This is a genomic window from Klebsiella sp. 18074 (assembly GCF_902705905.1).
Taxonomy (GTDB): Bacteria; Pseudomonadota; Gammaproteobacteria; order Enterobacterales; family Enterobacteriaceae; genus Klebsiella; species Klebsiella terrigena.
In genome coordinates this window covers 1-21,425 of record NZ_CACSIS010000045.1, presented here as the reverse complement: position 1 = coordinate 21,425, position 21,425 = coordinate 1, and the positions used below count along the sequence as shown (strand labels likewise).

Genomic DNA, 21,425 nt, shown 5'->3' with positions numbered 1-21,425 from the left:
ATGAGCCGCTGCAGGCCTCAGGGTGCCAGGCGCAGGTCGGTCTTCGGTACGCAGCTGCAGCACAGAATAGTGCCATCTGCCGCCACGGCGTTTTTCTTCAATGGGCTGACTTCCCCCTCCTCAAGCCGAATGCGGCAGCTGCCGCAGATGCCCGCCCGGCAGGAGTAGGGTACGCGGATCCCCTGTTGCTCGAGCTGTTCCAGCAGAACCTGCTGGTTATTTCCGGTAAAACGCTGTCCCTGCCACTCAATATCAACCGTCGCATTTTGCTGAGCTGGGGAAGGTTCACTATCATCGCTTTCGCCCGCGCCGTAGGCCTTAGCCGGGCCACGCGTTAGCACCTCGACTTCGTCACCGACGCGAATAACGCCGCTGCTGCGGGCAATCAGGTTTTGACCGAAATCGACATCGCCATTATCCACCGCGGTGCGAAAGCGTTGCAGCGTGGCCAGCGGCTCGCCGGACGGGTGCTTTTGCCCGCGTTCCGGGCTGACGGTGGTAAAAATGCAGCGGCTGCAGGGCTTAGCGACATCAAAAATCACTTCACCAATGCGGATCACCTTCCAGCTATCCTCCTCCCACGCCTCGGCGCCGGTGACCACCAGGTTAGGGCGAAACTGCTCCATACGGACGCTGGCCGGACAGCGCTGCTGCAGATCGCGCAGCGAGGCTTCGTTGGTGAGTAAATAGGGGTAACCGTCGGCAAAGGTGAGCGGGACGGCGTCATGGCGTTTAACGCGGCGGGTCAGCTGCGGGCCCAGCCAGCGAAGCTGAACCTGGCGATTAAAGAAGCCGCTTAGCCATTGGTTAACCGTTGACGGCGCCACCAGGGCGGTGAAATGGTTTCCCCACACCTCGGTAGGCTCGCCCTGAGGCGAAAAATCAGCGAAGCGAACGATCGCGCTGCTGCCGTCAGGCGCGGTCAGATGAACGCCATCCTGCAGCGGGGAGGGGGTGAATTTCACCATCTGCGGAAACTGGCGGGCGGTAATGAAGGTGCCATCCGTTTCCGTCACCATAAACAGGCGATCGAAGGCCAGACCGCTGATATCGGCAAACGCGTGCGTCAGGCCAATTCCACGCATGGATTTGACGGGATGAATAAAAAGTCGCGATAGCGTTTTCATGCGGAGTCTCTGGGCTTAAAAATAAGCCTTTAACTTTATGACATGGGGCGCATATTGGCTATAATGCGCACCAATTTTCTTTTAGTAAAAGTGACGATATGAATTCTCTGTTTGCCAGTACGGCTCGTGGGCTTGAAGAGCTGTTAAAAACTGAACTGGAATTACTTGGCGCAGCGGACTGCCAGGTAGTCCAGGGCGGGGTCCATTTTCAGGGAGATACGCGCCTGCTGTATCAAAGCCTGATGTGGAGCCGGCTGGCCTCACGTATCATGATGCCGTTAGGCCAGTGTAGCGTGTATAGCGATTTGGACCTCTACCTCGGCGTACAGGCCATTCCATGGACGGAGATTTTCACCCCTGACGCCACTTTCGCCGTGCACTTTAGCGGGCTGAACGAAGAGATTCGTAACAGCCAGTACGGCGCGCTGAAGGTAAAAGATGCCATCGTCGACAGCTTTACGCGCAAAAATCTGCCGCGGCCGAATGTCGATCGTGAAAATCCCGATCTGCGGATCAACGTCTGGCTGAACAAAGAGACGGCGCACATCTCGTTAGATCTGAGCGGCGAAGGCCTGCATCTGCGAGGCTACCGTGACGGTACCGGTATGGCGCCAATCAAAGAGACGCTCGCCTCGGCGATCGTCATGCGTTCCGGCTGGGTGCCGGGTACGCCGCTGCTCGATCCGCTGTGCGGTTCCGGTACGCTGCTGATCGAAGCCGCAATGCTGGCTACCGATCGCGCACCGGGTCTGCATCGCGGCCACTGGGGTTTCAACGGCTGGCTCCAGCACGATGATGCGGTATGGCAAGAGGTTAAAACCGAAGCCCAGACCCGCGCTCGCACAGGCCTCGCGGCGTATGAGTCTCGCTTCTACGGTTCCGATGTCGACGCGCGGGTGATTGAACGCGCGCGCAGCAACGCCCGTCGCGCGGGCGTAGGCGAGCTGATTACGTTTGCCGCTAAAGACGTTGCTCAGCTGAGCAACCCGCTGCCGAAAGGCCCGTACGGAACGGTGATCGGTAACCCGCCGTACGGCGAGCGTCTGGAGAGCGAGCCGGCGCTGATTGCTCTGCACAGCCTGCTTGGCCGGACGATGAAAAGCCAGTTTGGCGGCTGGAACCTGTCGCTGTTCAGCGCTTCTCCGGATCTGCTGAGCTGCCTGCAGCTGCGGGCCGACAAGCAGTTTAAGGCTAAAAACGGCCCGCTGGACTGCGTGCAGAAAAACTATCACATTGCCGAAAACGAAGGCGGTAAAGCGGTTTCGCTTGCCGAAGATTTCGCCAACCGTCTGCGTAAAAACCTGAAGAAATTTGAGAAATGGGCGCGCCAGGAAGGTATCGAATGCTACCGCCTGTATGATGCCGATCTCCCGGAATATAACGTCGCTATCGACCGCTACGGCGAGTGGGTGGTGGTGCAGGAGTACGCGCCGCCGAAAACGGTCGACGCGCATAAAGCCCGCCAGCGCCTGTTTGATATTATCGCCGCGACGATTTCGGTCTTAGGTATCGCGCCGAATAAGCTGGTGTTGAAAACCCGTGAACGGCAGAAAGGCAAAAACCAGTACCAGAAAATGGCCGAAAAAGGCGATTTTATCGAGGTGCAGGAGTATAACGCCCGGCTGTGGGTCAACCTGACCGATTACCTCGATACCGGCCTGTTCCTCGACCACCGCATCGCGCGGCGTATGCTTGGCGAGATGAGCAAAGGCAAAGATTTCCTCAACCTCTTTGCCTATACCGGCAGCGCCAGCGTTCATGCCGGTCTCGGCGGCGCGCGCTCCACGACCACCGTCGATATGTCACGCACCTACCTCGAGTGGGCCGAGCGAAATCTGCGCCTCAACGGCTTAACCGGCCGTTCGCACCGCCTGATGCAGGCCGACGTGCTGGGCTGGCTGCGTGAGAGCGATGAACAGTTTGACCTGATCTTTATCGATCCGCCGACGTTTTCTAACTCAAAGCGTATGGAAGAGACCTTCGACGTACAGAGCGATCACCTGCGCCTGCTGACCGATCTTAAACGCCTACTGCGTAAAGGCGGCACGATTATGTTCTCGAATAATAAACGCGGTTTCCGTATGGATCATGACGGGCTGGCGCAGCTTGGCCTGAAAGCGCAGGAAATTACGCAAAAAACGCAATCTCAGGATTTTGCCCGTAACCGTCAGATTCACAACTGCTGGCTGATTACCGCAGCCTGAAAGGAATAAAGAATGTCATTGATTAGTATGCATGGTGCCTGGCTCTCCTTCAGCGACTCTCCGCTGCTGGATAATGCCGAGTTGCATATCGAAGATAACGAGCGCGTGTGCCTGGTTGGGCGTAACGGCGCGGGCAAATCCACCCTGATGAAGATCCTCAACCGCGAGCAGGGTCTGGATGACGGGCGTATCATTTATGAACAGGATCTGGTTGTTGCGCGTCTGCAGCAGGATCCGCCGCGCAATATTGCGGGCACCGTGTACGACTTCGTTGCGGAAGGCATCGAAGAGCAGGCGGCGTACCTTAAAGGCTATCACGACGTTTCGCGTCTGGTGATGACCGACCCGAGCAATAAAAACCTCAACGAGCTGGCGCGTCTGCAGGATCTGCTGGATAACCTCGGCCTGTGGCAGCTGGAGAGCCGCATTAACGAAGTGCTGGAGCAGCTGGGCCTCGATGCCAACGCCGAGCTGGCTTCGCTGTCCGGTGGCTGGCTGCGTAAAGCGGCCCTCGGCCGCGCGCTGGTTAGCGGCCCGCGCGTGCTGCTGCTGGATGAACCGACTAACCACCTCGATATCGAAACTATCGACTGGCTGGAAGGCTTCCTGAAGACCTTCAAAGGCACCATTATTTTCATTTCGCACGACCGTTCATTTATTCGCAATATGGCCACGCGGATCGTCGATCTCGATCGCGGCAAGCTGGTGACCTATCCGGGTAACTACGATCAGTATCTGCTGGAAAAAGAAGAAGCGCTGCGCGTTGAAGAGCTGCAGAACGCGGAGTTCGATCGCAAGCTGGCGCAGGAAGAGGTGTGGATCCGTCAGGGGATCAAAGCGCGTCGTACCCGTAACGAAGGCCGCGTGCGCGCCCTGAAGGCGATGCGTCGTGAGCGCGGCGAGCGCCGCGAAGTGATGGGCAGCGCGAAGATGCAGGTAGAAGAGGCGTCACGCTCGGGCAAAATTGTCTTCGAGATGGAGAACGTTGACTACCAGGTTGGCGGTAAAGTGCTGGTCAAAGACTTCTCGGCGCAGATCCAGCGCGGTGACAAAATAGCGCTGATTGGTCCTAACGGCTGCGGTAAAACTACCCTGCTGAAGCTGATGCTCGGTCAGCTGCAGGCGGACAGCGGACGGGTTCACGTCGGCACCAAGCTGGAAGTGGCCTACTTCGATCAGCACCGCGCCGAGCTGGATCCGGACCGGACGGTGATGGATAACCTCGCTGAAGGCAAGCAGGAGGTGCTGGTTAACGGTAAGCCGCGCCACGTGTTGGGCTATTTGCAGGACTTCCTGTTCCATCCGAAGCGGGCGATGACGCCGGTTCGTGCGCTCTCCGGCGGGGAGCGTAACCGTCTGCTGCTGGCGCGTCTGTTCCTGAAGCCTAGCAACCTGTTGATTCTCGATGAACCGACCAACGACCTGGATGTCGAAACTCTGGAGCTGCTGGAAGAGCTTATCGACGGCTATCAGGGCAGCGTGATGCTGGTCAGCCACGATCGTCAGTTCGTCGATAACACCGTGACCGAATGCTGGATCTTCGAAGGTGAAGGGCACATCGGTCAGTACGTTGGCGGTTACCACGACGCGCGCGGACAGCAGTCTCAGTCTTTGGCGCAAAAACAGTCCGTGGCTAAAAAAAATGTTGAAGCAACGCCGCCGAAAACGGAAAGTGTCAAACGCGCAGCGAGCAAACTAAGCTATAACCTGCAGCGCGAGCTGGAGCAGCTGCCGCAGCGTCTGGAAGAGCTGGAGGCCAAGCTGCAGAGCTTGCAGGATCAGGTTGCCGACGCCTCCTTCTTTGGTCAGTCGCATGACCATACGCAGCAGGTGCTGGCGCAGCTGTCTGAAGCGGAACAGGCCCTGGAAAAGGCCTTTGAGCGCTGGGAATATCTCGAAGGATTAAAAAACGGCGCATAAGCTGAGGAGTTTTCATGTGCGATCATCATCATGCTGCGCGGCATATCCTGTGTCCACAATGTGATCTGCTGGTGGCTTTGCCCCAGCTGGAGCATCGCCAGAAAGCCGTATGTCCGCGCTGCGGTACAACGCTAACGACTTCATGGGACGCGCCCCGGCAGCGTCCCACAGCCTATGCGCTGGTCGCGTTGTTTATGCTGCTGCTGGCAAACCTGTTTCCCTTCGTTTACATGAAAGTGGGGGGCCTCAACAGTGAAATTGGGCTGCTGGAGATCCCCGACGTGCTGTTTAGCGAAGATTACGCCAGCCTCGGTACCTTCTTTCTCCTCTTTGTGCAGCTGGTGCCGGCCTTTTGCCTGATATCGATTTTGCTGTTGGTCAATCGCGTGCATATGCCCGCAGCGCTAAAGGCTTTCCTTGCGAGGATCCTGTTCCACCTCAAAACCTGGGGAATGGCGGAAATCTTTCTCGCCGGGGTGCTGGTGAGCTTCGTGAAGCTCATGGCCTACGGCGATATTGGCGTTGGCCTGAGCTTTTTCCCCTGGTGTATGTTCTGCCTGCTGCAGCTGCGCGCGCTGCAGTGCGTGGACCGACGCTGGCTGTGGGACGACATTGCGCCAATGCCTGCGGTTAAACAGCCGCTGAAGATTGGCGTCACGGGGATCCGCCAGGGCCTGCGATCCTGCTCCTGCTGTACGGCCATTTTACCCGCTGACGCCGCGGTATGTCCGCGCTGCCAGACGAAAGGGACGGCGCGGCGCAAGCATAGCCTGCAGTGGACGCTGGCGCTGCTGATCACCTCGTGCCTGCTCTATCTCCCCGCCAATATCATGCCCATCATGATAACCGACCTGCTGGGCGATAAAATGCCGTCGACGATCATGGCCGGGGTGATCTTGCTGTGGAGTGAAGGATCGTATCCGGTGGCGCTGGTGATATTTATCGCCAGTATTATGGTGCCGACCTTGAAAATGATCGCGATTGGCTGGCTGTGCTGGAACGCCAACGGCAATGGTTCGCGTGATTCAGAGCGCATGCATCTGATTTATGAAGTAGTGGAGTTTGTTGGCCGCTGGTCAATGATTGATGTCTTTGTCATCGCTGTACTCTCGGCGCTGGTGCGCATGGGAGGGTTGATGAATATCTATCCTGCGATAGGGGCGGTGATGTTTGCGCTGGTTGTTGTGATGACAATGTTTTCGGCGATGACGTTCGACCCTCGTTTGTTGTGGGACCGTGAACCAGATTCAAGCCATGAGGAAATACAGCAGCATGGAAAATAATAGCGGAGAAGCAAAAGTGCAAAAGGTGAAGAACTGGTCACCAGTATGGATCTTCCCCATCGTCACTGTGCTAATCGGCGCGTGGATTCTTTTTTATCACTATAGCCATCAGGGACCGGAGGTGACGCTGATCACCACCAACGCCGAGGGCATTGAGGGTGGTAAAACCCGGATTAAAAGCCGCAGCGTTGACGTCGGCGTGGTAGAAACCGCCACCCTTACGGACGACCTGACGCACGTAGAGATTAAGGCTCGCCTGAACTCCGGTATGCAGAAGCTTTTGCATCAGGACTCGGTGTTTTGGGTGGTAAAACCGCAGGTCGGGCGCGAAGGGATCAGCGGGCTTGGCACGCTATTATCCGGTGCTTATATTGAGCTGCAGCCGGGAACGAAAGGATCGGATGCTGCGCAGTACCCGCTGCTGGATTCCCCGCCGTTGGCTTCGCCGGATGCCAAGGGTATCCGCATCCTGCTGGAGAGCAATAAGGCCGGCCAGCTTTCTCCGGGCGATCCGGTGCTCTTTCGCGGCTATCGGGTCGGCTCGGTCGAGACCAGCACCTTCGATCCGCAAAAGCGTAGCATTACCTATCAGCTGTTTATCAACGCACCGAACGATCGGCTGGTGACTACCAACGTTCGCTTCTGGAAAGACAGCGGTATCGCCGTGGATCTGACCTCCGCCGGGATGCGGGTGGAAATGGGATCGCTGTCGACGCTGTTTGGCGGCGGGGTGAGCTTTGATATTCCGGAGGGGCTGGATCTGGGCGAGCCGGTGGCGAACAAGACCGGCTACCATCTGTTTGACGATCAGAAAAGTATTCAGGACTCGGTCTTTACCCAGCACATTGACTACGTGATGTTCTTTAACGATTCGGTCCGCGGCCTTCAGCCCGGCGCGCCGGTTGAGTTCCGCGGGATTCGCCTGGGTACGGTCGGTAAGGTACCGTTCTTTATTCCAGGACTGCATCAGCGGCTGAATGACGACTACCGCATTCCGGTAGAGGTGCGCATCGAGCCGGAACGGCTGATCAACCAGCTTGGTGGCGATCCGGATATCCGCACCCATATGGACGATCTGATCAATCGCGGCCTGCGCGGTTCGCTGAAATCGGGTAATCTGATCACCGGGGCGCTGTTTATCGACCTCGACTTCTATCCGAAAGCGCCGCCGCGCGGCAAGACGCATGAGTTTGGTTCGTATCCGATCATTCCAACGGTCAGCGGCGGCCTTGCGCAAATTCAGCAGCGCCTGATGGAGGCTCTGGATAAGATTAATAATCTGCCGATTAACCCGCTGCTGGAGCAGGCGACCAGCACGCTGGCGCAGAGCGAAAAAACGATGCAGCGTGTTCAGACGACACTGGATAGCCTGAATAAGATTGCGGCAAGCCCGTCAATGCAGCAGCTGCCTGGCGATATGCAGAATACGTTGCGCGAACTGAACCGCAGTATGCAGGGCTTCCAGCCGGGGTCTGCGGCATACAATAAGATGGTTGCGGATATGCAGCGACTGGATCAGGTGCTTCGTGAGCTGCAGCCGGTACTGAAAACGCTCAATGATAAGAGCAACGCGCTGGTATTTGAGGCCAAGGGTAAAAAAGATCCGCAGCCGAAGGGAGCGAAATAATGAAAAAGTGGTTAGTCGCGGCAGCGGTATGTGCGCTGGCGGCCTGTAGCAGCAACGGGGAGGATAAAACCTACTATCAGCTGCCCGTCGCCCAAAGCGGTGCGCAAAGTGCCGCCCATCAGGGGAAGAACCTGCTGTGGGTTGAACAGGTCACTATCCCGGACTATCTGGCGGGCAACGGGGTGGTCTACCAGACCACCGACGTGCAGTACGTGATTGCGAGTAATAATCTGTGGGCCAGCCCGCTCGATCAGCAGCTGCGCACCACTCTGGTCGCCAATCTGAGCAATCAGCTGCCCGGCTGGGTGGTGGCATCGCAGCCGCTGGGCAACGATCAGGATACGCTGAACGTCTCCGTTAACGGCTTCCATGGCCGTTATGACGGGCGAGTTATCGTCAGCGGAGAGTGGCTGCTGAAGCACCAGGGGCAGCTGATTAAGCGTCCGTTTAATATTGAGCTTAAGCAGCAGCAGGACGGCTATGATGCGATGGTGAAAACGATGGCCCAGGCCTGGACTCAGGAAGCGATCGCTATTGCCAACGAGCTGAATCGCCTGCCATAAGCATAATTAATGAAGCTAAATAGCCGCCGTGGTCTGAAAACCGCGGCGGTTTTTTTATTTGTTTCGTCAGCTTGTTACTTGTGCTGGTTCACAGTTTTTGTACAAATGAACTTTCATGTAGCTCACAAATATGACAATGGCGTGAATTTTGCGCATTGACGTTACCTCTGATTCGCGGTATTCGTTAACTGTGGTTGCATATTTAGTGACCACTGTTTTCTTTTCCACCAGATCAAAGAATGAGGGAAACGAGGCATGAAGAGACAAAAACGAGATCGCCTGGAACGGGCACATCAACGTGGATATCAGGCCGGGATAACCGGAAGATCGAAAGAAATGTGTCCTTACCAGACCCTGAATCAAAGGTCATACTGGCTAGGAGGCTGGCGAGAAGCCATGGAGGACAGGGTACAAACTGCCTGACTGTCTCTTTAAAAAAGAAGCCTCCGCAAGCGGGGGCTTCGCCTTTTTTAAGCGTTACTGCTTATCAGAACGCAGAAGTGTCCTGGAACAGGCCCACTTTCAGATCGGCTGCGGTGTAGATCAGACGATCGTCAACCAGTACTTCACCATCCGCCAGGCCCATGATCAGACGACGGTTAACAACGCGTTTAAAGTGAATACGATAGGTCACTTTCTTCGCAGTCGGCAGTACCTGGCCGGTGAATTTAACTTCACCCACGCCCAGCGCGCGGCCTTTGCCTTCGCCGCCGAGCCAGCCCAGATAGAAGCCAACGAGCTGCCACATTGCGTCGAGGCCCAGACAGCCCGGCATCACCGGATCGCCGATAAAGTGGCAGCCGAAGAACCACAGATCCGGGTTAATATCGAGTTCTGCTTCGACATAACCTTTATCGTAGTTGCCGCCGGTTTCGCTCATTTTGATGACGCGGTCCATCATCAGCATACTTGGCGCGGGCAGCTGCGGGCCTTTTGCGCCAAACAGTTCACCACGGCCAGAGGCAAGAAGGTCTTCTTTCGTATAGGATTCGCGTTTATCTACCATGTTTTCAGTAAGCCTTATTTTGAGTTCGGGACGCAGGATAGCTAACACGTGTAAGCTGAACAAGTCCGATCAGTTAGAACCTGAACCACCTAACCAGCGTAGCGGCCACGGAAAACGATGACGACTCTCTTGCTGCGTCGCCTGCGCAATCCGCTCCTGAATGGTTTGGCGTAAAGTTTGCCCCTCACCGTCCCACAACAGCTGGGTCAGCATAGGCAGCGCTTCCGTGACGTCTTCCACCGCCCAGATGAAAAACTTCTCTTGAGCGACGGCCTGCTGTAGTTCTGGCGCCAGGCTCAGGTGGCGAACATTCGCCGCAGGAATGATGACTCCCTGTTTGCCGGTCAGCTCGCGCTGCTGGCAAATGGTGAAGAAGCCTTCAATTTTTTCGTTAAGCCCGCCCACCGGCTGTACGCGGCCGAACTGATCGACTGAGCCGGTGACGGCGATACTTTGGTTAATAGGCACGCCGGCCAGGGCGCTGATTAAAGCGCACAGTTCGGCCATGGAGGCGCTATCGCCGTCCACTTCGCTGTAGGATTGCTCGAAGGTCAGCGATGCGGAGAAGGGGAGCTGCTGCTCGAGTTCCAGTTCGGACATCAGGAACGCCTGCATAATCATCATGCCTTTGGCATGGATGTTACCGCCCAGCTCGGCCTTGCGCTCAACGTCGATGAATTCACCGTCGCCGATATGGACGACGCAGCTGATGCGCGATGGCTCACCAAAGGCCCGCGGATGACCGGGGAATTCGATCACCGACAGCGCGTTGATTTGCCCGATGCATTCACCATCGGTCTCAATCAAAATTTGCTCTTGCAGGATTTCGTCCTGGATCCGCTCGGCAAGATAGCCTTCGCGCCATTCACGACGAGCCAGCATGGTCTGCATCTCTTCCGCGGAGATAAGCTCACCTTCGCTGAAAGCGGCGGCTTCGCGCAGCTGGCGGGCAATCCACAGCGGACACAGTGGCAGCGTTTCCTGATCGCCGGTATAGCGTGCGCCTTCCTGAATCAGCAGCGGCCAGGCGTCGGCGGCCGGCCCAGGCAGCTCAAGCTGCTGCGCGTTTTGCCATACCCACTGACACCACTGTTTCAGAGTGTCGCCGTCGGCGATTTGCAGGTTGTCTTCATACTCGCTATAAATCGCCTGGGCCGAGAGCTCAGGTTCCATATCCTGAAAATCAGCCAATGAATCGCGTTCACCGACCAGAATAATCTTCAGATTGAGCGGCATCGATGGAATGCTGACCGGCAGCGGGCGAGACTCATCGATGGAGAGCCAGTCAAAGCGCTGGCGGGTAACGATGTTCTTCAGGCGCATCCACAGCAGCGGTTGGGCTAGTAACGCGCGCAGGGCGATAATAAGCACGCCGCCGTTGCTGCGATGGACCAGACCCGGCTGCAGGGATATTTCGCCGTTAAACTGGCGCACGCAGCCAAAAAGCTGCTCTGCTTCAATCCAGTCGGCTGATTCAACCGGCGCGGTGCTGGCAAAATTATCATCGGCGCTTTTGGCTGGCGAAAGGGTGACGTTTCCACCGTTAACCTGGTAGCGCACGCCGTAGAGCGGCGCGGCCGGTTGGTATAGGCTGCGGGTCTCTGCCGCTAACCACTGCAGGTATTCCGGCTCTTCCGGGGCCTTAACCAGCATGAACGGTGAAATGGTCGGAGTCACCAGTAGCTGCTCCAACGCATAGAATAAACGGGGTTGCAGTTCGCCTGACAGGGAAGCCTCTGGCTGGGCTAAATCAGCTTGTGCAAACAGCGCCTGATAACTTTCCGTATCAGGAGCAAGGTCGTTTCGGGTAAGTTTCGTAATGGTCAAAGTCGCTGTTTTTTAGTGAGATGTAAAACGCGCGATTATACCTTATGCTGCGTCCGAGCACACGGAGGATCGTGTTTGCGTTAACGATAACGACGCAACGCATATCACGAATGATGATTTATTCTCAGCACATCGAGAAAAAACTGATATCCTGAAGTGAGTTACACGGTCACATTGAGATCGCGATGAAATATCAACAACTGGAAAATCTTGAAAGCGGCTGGAAATGGAAATACCTGGTTAAAAAGCACCGGGAAGGTGAGCTGATTACCCGCTATATTGAAGCCAGCGCAGCGCAAGCCGCGGTCGATGTCTTGCTGACGCTCGAAAATGAACCGGTTCTGGTGAACACCTGGATTGATCAGCATATTAATCCGGAGCTAATGAACCGGATGAAGCAGACTATCCGCGCGCGTCGCAAGCGTCATTTTAACGCTGAGCATCAGCATACGCGTAAAAAGTCTATCGACCTGGAGTTTGTGGTTTGGCAGCGTCTCGCGGGTCTGGCGCAGCGACGGGGAAAAACGCTGTCGGAAACTATCGTACAGCTGATTGAGGACGCTGAGCATAAAGAGAAGTATGCCAGCAAGATGTCCAGCCTGAAGCACGACCTGCAGGTCTTGCTAGGTAAAGAGTAGTCCGCAAAGCTGATAGCGCGATGCGCGAGCGTTTTTTGCATTAACGCTAAATTTGAGACAAAAAAAACCCCGCATCTGCGGGGTTTTTTATCGGTAGTAAAACTTAAGCCTGCGGCTGAGCTACTACTTCTTTGTAACCTTTAACTTCGATCTCTACGCGACGATCCGGACCCAGGCAATCGATCAGTGCAGCGCGAGCTTTCACGTTGTCACAGGTGTTGCCAGTAACTGGGTTGGATTCGCCCATACCGCGAGCGGAGATTTTACCAGCCGGGATACCTTTAGATACCAGGTAATCAACAACGGACTGAGCTCGTTTCTCAGACAGCTGCTGGTTGTAAGCGTCAGAACCGATGCGGTCAGTGTAGCCCAGAACAACTGCGGAACCGTCTTTCGGATCCATGTTGCTCAGCTGGGTGTACAGCTGATCCAGAGCCTGCTGGCCTTCCGGTTTCAGAGTAGATTTGTTGAAGTTGAACAGTACGTCAGACTTCAGAGTGAAGTGCTTGGTAGTCACTTCCGGAGCTGGAGCCGGTGCCGGTGCTACAACCGGAGCTTCTTCCTGACCGAAACGGTAGGAAACACCTACGCTCAGCATGCCGTTATCAGGACGCGTACCAACGGTACCTGCATCGCCGATGTTGTTAACCCACTGGTATTCCAGACGGGTAGCGATGTCGCGAGTCATTGCCCACTCGATACCACCAGCAAATACCGGAGATACGCCAGTGTCGTGTTCGCTGCGGGAAGTACCGTTAGAACCGTAGTTACCGTCAGCATCTGCACGCCAGACCATACCACCCAGACGGGTGTAGATGTCCAGATCGTCAGTGATCGGATAACCCAGTTTAGCAGTCAGCTGAACGCCCTGAGCTTTGAAAGCGCCGTTATCAACGCTGCCTTTATAGGCCATACGTCCCAGCCAGTCGTAACCCATTTCGAAACCGAGGTACGGGTTAACCTGATAACCACCGAACGCACCAGCACCCAGCTGATCGTTACGGGTTGGGCCGTTGTTGCCTTTGAAACCGTTACCGTAGAAACCGGTATCGTGATACTGGGACCAGCCCAGTTTACCACCTGCATACCAGGTGTTATCTTTCGGTGCGGCCTGCGCTACGGTAGCGAAGCCAGCCAGTGCCACTGCAATCGCGATAGCTGTCTTTTTCATTTTCTGCGCCTCATTATCATCCAAAATTCGCCATGAAGGTACAAAAGACCTCACGGTTAGATCCTTCACCCGGGGCGTGACTTGTTGTTAACTATGCTGATACATGCAGCGTAAGCCGATCACCCCTGGCGATGTAAAGTCTACAACTTAGTTCGAAACTTACAAGTGTGAACTCCGTCAGGCATATGAAAAAAAAGGGTTGTATACACAATATTTAACAAATATGGTTGGTTTTCGTTCGCCGGAGAAACCTGCGAGACCGCATCAGACAGGCATCCGCACAAAAACAACCCTCACAAAAGTATGCCTTGGGACTGCGCAAAAAAAATTCTAGGATTAATCCTAATTTGCCTTAATGATACAAATTAGAGTGAATTTTTAGCCCGCTCAGTTGTCTCCCATGCTGGCTCGTATTTCCTACAGGCCTCATGATGAACCCCATCGCATGACCTTCTTCCGCGGCACTAACCAGCCGTTCATGTTCTTCGGCCGTCAGCTCATCTGCCAGCCAGCCGATTACCACGCTATAGTTACCCGTACGCAGGGCGCGAATCATTGACTCTACCGTGTTGTAAGGGGAGAGCTGGTTTATCTGCATGACTTTCGACAGCGGCAGGCCGGAGGATTGCACCCACTCGCGGCTCAGCTTCTGTTTTGGCGTGAGCCAGAGCTGCCAGCGGGATTGCTGACCCAGTTGCTGTAATAAAGGAAGCAGCAGTAGCTGCGTCATCATCGGCTGATCTTCACGGTAGACAATCTCACTAATCAGCCCGCTGGCTGGTTGTTCGACGGCGTCATGGGAGTGGCGACGTACTGAAGCAGAAGTCAGTGATGAACGATTTGCGTAAGCTGAAGTAAGCATTGTCTATTTCCGCCTGTAGTTACTGTATGCATATACAGTATATCCGGGCGGCGAAAAGATCAACCTCATTTATCGTGTTGTCGCTCGAAATTTGTTCGACGTTGTCGGCCACGCTCGCGACGACCTGCTCTCATCACGCTAAAGGCGTGGCACAAATTTTTGCGCAATAAACAGCAAGCCGTGCGAGCCTGGTCGCACATTTTTTCGGAGCTCCGGGTTTAGCGCCGCTCTCCTTGAGCACAAACTATTTGTGTGACTATTAATTAATGCTCCGTTTATATTTTATCTTTAATACATCAGGTTTCGCGCAGGCGTAATTTCTTGAAAGCACCTCGCAAAATGGCGAGTTGATTGAGCCGAACGTTAAAATCATCTTGCTGCAATAAAGGAACTCACTTATTTTCTGAACTAACGGATCCGTTAACTAAATGACTCAGTATTCGCATGATTAACCAAGGAATAATCATGAAAAAAATATCATCCCTACGGTTTCATAAATTTCAGAACTGCTTGTCGCCATTAGGGAAAATAATCTGCCGTCCTTTGTTTGGTGGCTATAGCCTGGCAATAGACAACACCGTATTTGCGATGGTTGCAGAGGGGGAGATCTATCTTAAGATTTGTGAGCAGGGCGCCGCATATTGCGTTGCTCATGAAAATCCACTTTTAAAAATGCGAAAAAACGGGCGGCCAATTTTTCTTAAATATTATCAGGTAAATGAAACGCTTTGGTGTGACAGTAAAATGCTTTTCAAACTATCGTCGTTTTCATTGCAGGCGGCACAAAAGGAAAAGAACCAGCAGCGTTATTCTGGCAGGTTGAAAGATCTGCCAAATATTAGTTTTCATATGGAGCTACTATTAATTAACTCGGGAGTAATAGATCAGCAGGCGCTGCGTCATATTGGTGCACAGCGTGCGTGGCTAAAGCTGCGAGAGTTGAATAAGGCCGTGACGCTGAATATTCTCTATTCACTGGAAGGGGCAATTACCGGCGTTCACGCTGCTGCGCTCCCGACGGCACGGCGTCAGGAGCTGCAGGAATGGGCTCTTAACCAGCGGTAAGGCTGGCCGCGATTTACTCTGGCCGAACTGCCACCTGCTGCTGAAGGCGGCAGATTTCCGGTAATAGCGCTAATAGCAGACCGATTTGCTGGAGCACCAGCGGCTCTTTGCTATCGGCGCGAGGTTCGAGGTGTTGGATCCGGGTTTGCAGGCGGATGAGCGCCTGCTGTACCCGCTGTTCGTCGGCCGGTGAATGATGGAGTGCATCATCAACGTAGCAGACGGCGTCATCCAGCAGCGCCAACGTCTCCGGCGTGGTCAGCTTCTCCCGGTGCGCCCCCAGCGCTGAAATATAGCTGGTAAAGGTATGATTCAGGCAGAGCAAGCGGAAGGCCGTTTCGCGAATATCGGCATTTGCCCGGGGCTCGGTTGATAAATTTGATACCACTGAAGCCAGCTCACCGTCGCGACTATGGGCATCCCGGCGCGCCACCCGATACGCCAGGCGGTTATCGCGCCCCTGGTGATACTGTTCAAGAATGGCGTCGAGGTATCGGCAGTTGGCGTTTATGGCCTGATCCAGAACTCGAGGCAGGTTACGGAATTTCCAGTCCGGCCAAATAAAGCTGACCGCAGCCCAGGCAATCGCACAGCCGATGAGGGTATCGAAGATGCGCGGCAGAGCGACTTCAAAGCCTTCCCCCAGCAGATTAAAGCAGAGCAGAACCAGGAGGGTAATAAACATTGTGGCGTGGGCATATTGTACATTGCGAAAGGCAAAGAACAGGACGCCGGTAAGGACGATCAGCAGCAGCTGGCCTTCGACCGAGGGTACCAGCAGCAGTATCGGTAGACCAATAGCCACCCCCACCAGGGTGCCAATAATCCTCAGGGCCAGGCGGTGACGGGTGGCGTTATAGTTTGGCTGACAAACAAACAGGCTGGTAAGCAGTATCCAGTAGCCGTGATTGAGCCCGGTTAGCTGGATAAACGCATAGCCTGCGCACAGTACCAGCGACATTCTCACCGCGTGGCGAAAGAGGGCCGATTCCGGTGACAGGTTGCGGCGTAAGCGCAGCCAGATATCGCTGAAGCCGCTAAGACGGTCCTCTGCGAGTAAATTTTCCGTCGTCCCGTGCGCTGGTGCGGCAACCTGAGCGGACTCGATGGTTGCCAGCTGAGCGTCAATTGCTCTCAGGTTATTCAGCAGGAAGCCCAGCGCTTTGACCTGCTCTAACGGCTCTCCGCTGGCCCGTACTCGGTCGAGCGCGGCGTCAAGATGCATAAATGCGCGCTCGAAATGCGCATCATGCTGGTAGGGTTCGCGCAGCAAAATAGCACGGGACAACTTCTGACACGCCTGAGCCTGCATCGATAGCATGCGCTGAAAGCGGAACATGATGTCGCTGTAGCGAAAACGGTCGCGGAGCGTTTGGTACTGGATATGCGATGAGCTGGCGCGTTCGTGGATATCCTGGGCAACGAAGTAATACTGCAGCGTCCGTCGGGTACCTCTCTGCCCGCGGTCGCCGCGCAGGCGGGTGAGCAGCGACGTTTTCGTCTGGTTAAGCGTCGTAACCAGCTGGCCATTGGCGATAGCCAGATCGTAGAGTGGCGCCTGGCTTTCGTCTTCAATATCCGGGTCAAACATGCGTGATTTGAGATCCAGATAGCGCGCCAGCAGCTCATAGCTGCGTGCAAGGTTGTCCTGAAGCGGGCGAATCGGGAAAATTATATGTCCGGCCAGCGTCAGCAGGTTGTACCAAACGGCACCGGTCAGCAAAAATAACGGCTGTAGATACCAGCGATCGTAAAGCGTAACCCCCAGCATGGTGTAGATAGCGATCAGCAGAGCGCCGAAGGCAATAGTGGCGTAACGCTGCCCCAGGCCGCCGAGTAAAATAAACCCGGTGGTTGAGAGGGTTAAACCGATAGCAAATAGCCACGGCCAGGGAAAGAGCAGCTCCACCGAAGCCGATGCGATAAAAAAGCATACCAGGGTGATGGCCAGATTGCGTAACCGCCCGGTCAGGCGGTCGTCGAGATCGGTTAACGCGGCGGCAACGACCCCGAGCGTTAATGGAATCGTTAGTTTTACTTCGCCAAGCCACCATGGAACGGCGGTTGTGCCGCAAAGTGCGATGAAAATCCTGGCGTTATAGAGCCAGACGCTGTTCCATGTATAACGGCGTAGCAGGGGGCTAAGCATATCAGTATTCCGTCCGATTACTGGAAGCGACGGCGCGCATTCGCTTCACGCGCGGCGCGGGCGGTTTCGACGGAAACAACCCGGCGTCCTACGGGCCACAGCGCAATAGCGGCAATTTTAAAGTTAGCGATGCCCACCGGGATACCGATAATGGTCAGGCACTGGGCGATACCGCTAAAGATATGCATCAGGCACAGCCACCAGCCGAAGAAAATAAACCATAAAATATTCAGCACGGTACCGCCTGCATTCAGCAGGCTATTTTTGCCCTGCGGCTCGAGCTCATCGACGTGAATGGCTTCATTCCCATAGGGTAAAAGAGAGAGTCGGGTAATTTCCCAGCATGAGCGGGTCAGCGGCAGCGTGAAGATCAGAATGATGCTGACCAGCGTCGCCAGCAGCCAGCCCAGCGTAGTGGCAAAACCGCCGAGGATAAAGTTCAAAATATTCAGAATGGTACGCATAAACCCTCCGTTCACTCCTGTGGATAATAAGACCCGGCCATTGTAACGTTTTTTACGCTGGAGCACCCGGTCACTGGCGGTTAAACTTAAAAACATCCAACCTGATTGAAATTCGGCATGATATGGAACTTAAAGCGACAACATTGGGCAAACGCATGGCGCAGCATCCCTATGATAGGGTGCAGCTGCTTAACGCCGGGGTGAAAGTTTCCGGCGATAGCCACGAGTATCTTATACCTTTCAATCAGTTATTGTCAGTTCATTGTCGGCGTGGGCTGGTCTGGGGCGAGCTTGAGTTCGTGCTCCCGGATGGCAAGGTCGTGCGTTTGCATGGTACCGAATGGAATGAAACCCAGCGTTTCTTTCATCATCTGAATACGCTATGGCAGCAGTGGAGCGCGGACATGAGCGCCATTGCCGCCGACGTGCTGAGCCAGCAGCTTGCCGAGATCGCCCGCTCCAGCGCAGAGGGCAAGTGGCTGACTCGTCAGCAGGTCAGCGAGGTGCAGGGGAAAATTCGGCGGGCGCTCACCGGACTGCCAATACCGACCAGCCGGCTTGACGCTTTCGACAACTGCCGCGAGCTGTGGCGTCAATGTCAGAGCTGGCTGGGTGATACCGAGGTGGCCCGACTGGCCCACAATCAGGCTTTCACGGCCTCGATGCTCGAGCAATACGGCGCATTTTTTGCGGGCGTGGAGTCGTCACCGCTTAACCCGGCGCAGGCGCGAGCGGTAGTTAACGGCGAGCGCTCTCTGTTGGTTCTTGCTGGCGCCGGCAGCGGCAAGACCTCGGTGCTGGTTGCCCGTGCCGGATGGCTGCTGACCAGAGGTGAAGCGGCGGCGGAGCAGATCCTGCTGCTGGCGTTTGGTCGTCAGGCGGCGCAGGAGATGGATGAGCGCATTCGCGAGCGGCTGGGCTCCGAAGATATTTCGGCGCGGACATTTCATTCTCTGGCTCTGCATATCATCCAGCAGGGCAGTAAAAAAGTACCGTCTATTAGTCGGCTTGAGAGCGACAGTCCAGCGCGCCAGGCGCTGCTGCTGAAAAACTGGCAGCAGCAGTGCCGGGAGAAAAAAGCTCACGCCAAAGGCTGGCGACAGTGGCTGGAAGAAGAGATGGGCTGGCAGGTTCCGGAAACCGATTTCTGGCAGGACAAAAAAATAGCGCGGCGAATGGCGAGCCGCCTCGATCGCTGGGTCAGCCTGATGCGTATGCACGGCGGTTCACAAGCGGAGATGATCGCCGGCGCGCCGGAGGATATACGCGAGCTTTTTGCTAAGCGCGTAAAATTAATGGCACCGCTGTTGAAAGCGTGGAAAACGGCGCTGAAAGAGGAAAGTGCGGTCGATTTCTCCGGCCTGATCCATCAGGCCATCAATATTCTTGATAAAGGCCGTTTTGTCAGCCCGTGGAAGCATATTCTGGTCGATGAATTTCAGGATATTTCGCCGCAACGGGCCTCACTGCTGGCCGCGCTGCGCCGGCAGAATACCCAAACCACGCTGTTTGCAGTCGGCGACGACTGGCAGGCAATCTATCGCTTCAGCGGTGCTCAGCTTTCGTTGACTACCGCTTTCAATCACTATTTTGGCGAAGGGGATTGCTGCGCGCTGGATACGACATACCGCTTTAATGGCCGCATTGGTGAAGTGGCGAACGGTTTTATTCAACAGAACCCGCACCAGTTGAGCAAGCCGCTCAACAGCCTGACCGCCGGGGATAAAAAAGCCGTTACGCTGCTGGCGGACGATAAGCTTGATGATTTGCTCGATAAGCTGAGCGGCTACGTGAAAGCTGATCAGCGGATCCTGCTATTGGCGCGTTACCATCATCTGAAACCCGCCGCGCTGGAGAAGGCCGCTACGCGATGGCCGAATCTGCAGCTCGATTTTATGACGATTCATGCCAGCAAAGGGCAGCAGGCAGATTACGTGATTGTCCTTGGGCTTCAGGATGGTGATGATGCGTTCCCGGCTCCGGCGCGGGAGTCGATCATGGAAGAGGCGCTGCTGCCGCAGCCGGAGGATTTTCCCGATGCAGAAGAGCGGCGCTTGCTGTACGTTGCCATCACTCGTGCACGTCTTCGCGTTTGGCTCCTGTTCAACAAAGAGCGGCCGTCTGCGTTTGTGGAGATGCTGGAAGCGCTGGATGTACCGGTAGCAAGAAAACCTTAACGGCTGGCGGCCTGGCCGCCAGCAGGGGCTACTTAAGGCGTTCCGCCAGGTAACGCTGATAATCCGGGATCAGAATATCGAGAGGCTCGCCAAAGTGCGGCGACAGGATAATAAAGTCGGCGGTTGAGGCATTGGTCGCAACGGGAATATTCCATACCGTCGCCAGACGCAGCAGCGCCTTAACATCAGGGTCGTGAGGCACGGCGTTTAGCGGATCCCAGAAGAAAATCAGCACATCAATTTTCCCCTCTGCAATCAGCGCGCCGACCTGCTGGTCGCCGCCCATCGGGCCGCTCAGCATCGCGTTTACTTCAAGCCCGGTTGCCCTCGAGATAAGGTTTCCGGTGGTACCCGTTGCGTAGAGTTCGTGTTGAGCCAGCAGCGCCTGATGGCGAGCAACCCACTTCATCAGCATATCTTTACAGTGATCGTGAGCAACCAGAGCGATATGTTTGCGCGCGGGTAGCGTACGTGTCGTCAGTTCCATAATTTCATTCCACATTTTAGCCTGCAGACAGATTACTGGAAGTGACTGCTGCTGCAAGCATCAGGGTGAAAAATTTTGACGTAGCCGCGAGTCAGGGCAGATGGCCGGTTAGCCTGGATTAGCTTACACTTGGGCTAAATAGCGGGAGGATAAAATGAAAGAGAACGATATCGCAGGCATTCTGACCTCAACACGGACGATTGCGCTGGTGGGAGCCAGTGACAAACCGGACCGCCCAAGCTATCGGGTGATGAAGTATCTGCTGGAGCAGGGGTATCACGTGATCCCGGTTTCACCGAAGGTGGCGGGTAAAACGCTCATGGGGCAACAGGGCTACGCAACGCTGGCTGATGTTGCGGAAAAAGTGGATATGGTCGACGTCTTTCGCAACTCCGATGCGGCGCTGGGCGTCGCTCAGGAGGCCATTGCCATCGGTGCGAAAACGCTGTGGCTGCAGCTAGGCGTGATTAACGAGCAGGCGGCTGTTCTGGCACGAGAGGCAGGGCTAAACGTGGTGATGGACCGCTGTCCGGCGATTGAAATCCCGAGATTAGGTCTGGCGAAGTAAATAAAAAAGCCCGCAATGCCGATCCTTAAACTGCGGCACTATAACGGCTTCCACTACAGGGAGCCGTTTTCTTATGCCACTTCTCAATGATCTACTCGATTTCAGCGACCACCCCTTATGCCACCGCCTTCAGCGCAGATGTTTGCGGAACATCTTCCTGCTGAGTGGTACAACACTGCCTGACCCTCTCTGAGCATGCAACCGTTCGCCGTCGTCGCCTGCCGGGAGATATGGTTATCTGGATGGTCGTGGCAATGGCCTTTTTCCGTAATGAGCCGATGACCGAT

General features: G+C 55.3%; 18 protein-coding genes and 1 pseudogene. 11 read left to right on the top strand and 8 right to left on the bottom strand.

Features of this window, described 5'->3' with window-relative positions; all coding sequences use genetic code 11:
- Window positions 1-17: 17 nt before the first annotated feature.
- On the bottom strand, window positions 18-1,127 hold the full coding sequence (locus GVK32_RS26800) for a YcbX family protein (RefSeq protein ID WP_159873754.1): 1,110 nt from the start codon (window positions 1,125-1,127) through the stop codon (window positions 18-20).
- A gap of 98 nt (window positions 1,128-1,225) precedes the next feature.
- Here GVK32_RS26800 and rlmKL point away from each other — a divergent pair, with 98 nt between their 5' ends.
- From rlmKL to rmf, 6 genes are all read left to right on the top strand, one after another.
- Window positions 1,226-3,331 carry a bifunctional 23S rRNA (guanine(2069)-N(7))-methyltransferase RlmK/23S rRNA (guanine(2445)-N(2))-methyltransferase RlmL gene (gene rlmKL / locus GVK32_RS26795; protein ID WP_159873752.1) on the top strand — a complete coding sequence of 702 codons (2,106 nt, stop codon included), beginning with the start codon at window positions 1,226-1,228 and terminating at the stop codon, window positions 3,329-3,331.
- A 12-nt stretch (window positions 3,332-3,343) separates the two neighbouring features.
- Window positions 3,344-5,251 (top strand): ABC transporter ATP-binding protein, encoded by a 1,908-nt coding sequence (locus GVK32_RS26790; protein ID WP_159873750.1) that lies wholly within the window; start codon window positions 3,344-3,346, stop codon window positions 5,249-5,251.
- 14 nt (window positions 5,252-5,265) lie between these two features.
- Window positions 5,266-6,534, top strand: coding sequence for a membrane integrity-associated transporter subunit PqiA (pqiA, locus tag GVK32_RS26785; RefSeq protein ID WP_159873748.1), 1,269 nt, complete (start codon window positions 5,266-5,268; stop codon window positions 6,532-6,534).
- Entirely contained in the window at window positions 6,524-8,161 is a 1,638-nt protein-coding gene (gene pqiB / locus GVK32_RS26780) for an intermembrane transport protein PqiB (protein ID WP_159873746.1), read from the top strand. The genes pqiA and pqiB overlap by 11 nt, the downstream gene beginning before the upstream one ends.
- Window positions 8,161-8,724 (top strand): membrane integrity-associated transporter subunit PqiC, encoded by a 564-nt coding sequence (pqiC, locus tag GVK32_RS26775; RefSeq protein ID WP_159873744.1) that lies wholly within the window; start codon window positions 8,161-8,163, stop codon window positions 8,722-8,724. The genes pqiB and pqiC overlap by 1 nt, the downstream gene beginning before the upstream one ends.
- Before the next feature lie 255 nt (window positions 8,725-8,979).
- Entirely contained in the window at window positions 8,980-9,147 is a 168-nt protein-coding gene (gene rmf / locus GVK32_RS26770; protein WP_004871568.1) for a ribosome modulation factor, read from the top strand.
- Window positions 9,148-9,211: 64 nt separating this feature from the next.
- Here rmf and fabA read toward each other — a convergent pair whose 3' ends face one another.
- A complete protein-coding gene (gene fabA / locus GVK32_RS26765) occupies window positions 9,212-9,730 on the bottom strand; it encodes a bifunctional 3-hydroxydecanoyl-ACP dehydratase/trans-2-decenoyl-ACP isomerase (RefSeq protein WP_041144828.1) in 519 nt (172 codons plus the stop codon).
- Window positions 9,731-9,799: 69 nt separating this feature from the next.
- The gene (locus GVK32_RS26760) at window positions 9,800-11,557 is read right to left on the bottom strand and encodes a Lon protease family protein (protein WP_159873742.1); all 1,758 of its coding nucleotides are present in this window, start codon (window positions 11,555-11,557) and stop codon (window positions 9,800-9,802) included.
- A gap of 185 nt (window positions 11,558-11,742) precedes the next feature.
- Between GVK32_RS26760 and matP the strand changes: the two genes are divergently transcribed.
- On the top strand, window positions 11,743-12,195 hold the full coding sequence (gene matP / locus GVK32_RS26755; protein WP_041144830.1) for a macrodomain Ter protein MatP: 453 nt from the start codon (window positions 11,743-11,745) through the stop codon (window positions 12,193-12,195).
- 103 nt (window positions 12,196-12,298) lie between these two features.
- On the opposite strand, the gene ompA is transcribed toward matP, so the two are convergent.
- On the bottom strand, window positions 12,299-13,366 hold the full coding sequence (ompA, locus tag GVK32_RS26750; protein WP_159873740.1) for a porin OmpA: 1,068 nt from the start codon (window positions 13,364-13,366) through the stop codon (window positions 12,299-12,301).
- 352 nt (window positions 13,367-13,718) lie between these two features.
- The gene (gene sulA, locus GVK32_RS26745; RefSeq protein ID WP_041144831.1) at window positions 13,719-14,228 is read right to left on the bottom strand and encodes an SOS-induced cell division inhibitor SulA; all 510 of its coding nucleotides are present in this window, start codon (window positions 14,226-14,228) and stop codon (window positions 13,719-13,721) included.
- Between the two features lie 465 nt (window positions 14,229-14,693).
- Here sulA and GVK32_RS26740 point away from each other — a divergent pair, with 465 nt between their 5' ends.
- The gene (locus GVK32_RS26740) at window positions 14,694-15,293 is read left to right on the top strand and encodes a TfoX/Sxy family DNA transformation protein (RefSeq protein ID WP_159873738.1); all 600 of its coding nucleotides are present in this window, start codon (window positions 14,694-14,696) and stop codon (window positions 15,291-15,293) included.
- Between the two features lie 13 nt (window positions 15,294-15,306).
- On the opposite strand, the gene yccS is transcribed toward GVK32_RS26740, so the two are convergent.
- Window positions 15,307-17,442, bottom strand: a complete 2,136-nt coding sequence (yccS, locus tag GVK32_RS26735; protein WP_159873736.1) for a YccS family putative transporter — start codon at window positions 17,440-17,442, stop codon at window positions 15,307-15,309.
- A 17-nt stretch (window positions 17,443-17,459) separates the two neighbouring features.
- On the bottom strand, window positions 17,460-17,906 hold the full coding sequence (locus tag GVK32_RS26730) for a YccF domain-containing protein (RefSeq protein WP_041144834.1): 447 nt from the start codon (window positions 17,904-17,906) through the stop codon (window positions 17,460-17,462).
- Between the two features lie 122 nt (window positions 17,907-18,028).
- On the opposite strand from GVK32_RS26730, the gene helD reads away from it, so the two are divergent.
- Window positions 18,029-20,083, top strand: a complete 2,055-nt coding sequence (gene helD / locus GVK32_RS26725) for a DNA helicase IV (protein ID WP_159873734.1) — start codon at window positions 18,029-18,031, stop codon at window positions 20,081-20,083.
- Window positions 20,084-20,111: 28 nt separating this feature from the next.
- Here the strand turns inward: helD and mgsA are convergent, their stop codons facing one another.
- On the bottom strand, window positions 20,112-20,570 hold the full coding sequence (gene mgsA, locus GVK32_RS26720) for a methylglyoxal synthase (protein ID WP_041147568.1): 459 nt from the start codon (window positions 20,568-20,570) through the stop codon (window positions 20,112-20,114).
- A gap of 154 nt (window positions 20,571-20,724) precedes the next feature.
- Here mgsA and GVK32_RS26715 point away from each other — a divergent pair, with 154 nt between their 5' ends.
- Both GVK32_RS26715 and GVK32_RS26710 read left to right on the top strand, forming a co-directional pair.
- A complete protein-coding gene (locus tag GVK32_RS26715; protein ID WP_123707216.1) occupies window positions 20,725-21,138 on the top strand; it encodes a CoA-binding protein in 414 nt (137 codons plus the stop codon).
- A 73-nt stretch (window positions 21,139-21,211) separates the two neighbouring features.
- Window positions 21,212-21,425 (top strand): annotated as a pseudogene (locus tag GVK32_RS26710) (transposase domain-containing protein); the annotation flags it as partial.

Excerpts from the sequence above, each read along its gene's own strand:
- GVK32_RS26800 (WP_159873754.1), bottom strand. The coding sequence starts at position 1,127 with ATGAAAACGCTATCGCGACTTTTTATTCATCCCGTCAAATCCATGCGT.
- rlmKL (WP_159873752.1), top strand. The coding sequence starts at position 1,226 with ATGAATTCTCTGTTTGCCAGTACGGCTCGTGGGCTTGAAGAGCTGTTA.
- GVK32_RS26790 (WP_159873750.1), top strand. The coding sequence starts at position 3,344 with ATGTCATTGATTAGTATGCATGGTGCCTGGCTCTCCTTCAGCGACTCT.
- pqiA (WP_159873748.1), top strand. The coding sequence starts at position 5,266 with ATGTGCGATCATCATCATGCTGCGCGGCATATCCTGTGTCCACAATGT.
- pqiB (WP_159873746.1), top strand. The coding sequence starts at position 6,524 with ATGGAAAATAATAGCGGAGAAGCAAAAGTGCAAAAGGTGAAGAACTGG.
- pqiC (WP_159873744.1), top strand. The coding sequence starts at position 8,161 with ATGAAAAAGTGGTTAGTCGCGGCAGCGGTATGTGCGCTGGCGGCCTGT.
- rmf (WP_004871568.1), top strand. The coding sequence starts at position 8,980 with ATGAAGAGACAAAAACGAGATCGCCTGGAACGGGCACATCAACGTGGA.
- fabA (WP_041144828.1), bottom strand. The coding sequence starts at position 9,730 with ATGGTAGATAAACGCGAATCCTATACGAAAGAAGACCTTCTTGCCTCT.
- matP (WP_041144830.1), top strand. The coding sequence starts at position 11,743 with ATGAAATATCAACAACTGGAAAATCTTGAAAGCGGCTGGAAATGGAAA.
- ompA (WP_159873740.1), bottom strand. The coding sequence starts at position 13,366 with ATGAAAAAGACAGCTATCGCGATTGCAGTGGCACTGGCTGGCTTCGCT.
- sulA (WP_041144831.1), bottom strand. The coding sequence starts at position 14,228 with ATGCTTACTTCAGCTTACGCAAATCGTTCATCACTGACTTCTGCTTCA.
- GVK32_RS26740 (WP_159873738.1), top strand. The coding sequence starts at position 14,694 with ATGAAAAAAATATCATCCCTACGGTTTCATAAATTTCAGAACTGCTTG.
- yccS (WP_159873736.1), bottom strand. The coding sequence starts at position 17,442 with ATGCTTAGCCCCCTGCTACGCCGTTATACATGGAACAGCGTCTGGCTC.
- GVK32_RS26730 (WP_041144834.1), bottom strand. The coding sequence starts at position 17,906 with ATGCGTACCATTCTGAATATTTTGAACTTTATCCTCGGCGGTTTTGCC.
- helD (WP_159873734.1), top strand. The coding sequence starts at position 18,029 with ATGGAACTTAAAGCGACAACATTGGGCAAACGCATGGCGCAGCATCCC.
- mgsA (WP_041147568.1), bottom strand. The coding sequence starts at position 20,570 with ATGGAACTGACGACACGTACGCTACCCGCGCGCAAACATATCGCTCTG.
- GVK32_RS26715 (WP_123707216.1), top strand. The coding sequence starts at position 20,725 with ATGAAAGAGAACGATATCGCAGGCATTCTGACCTCAACACGGACGATT.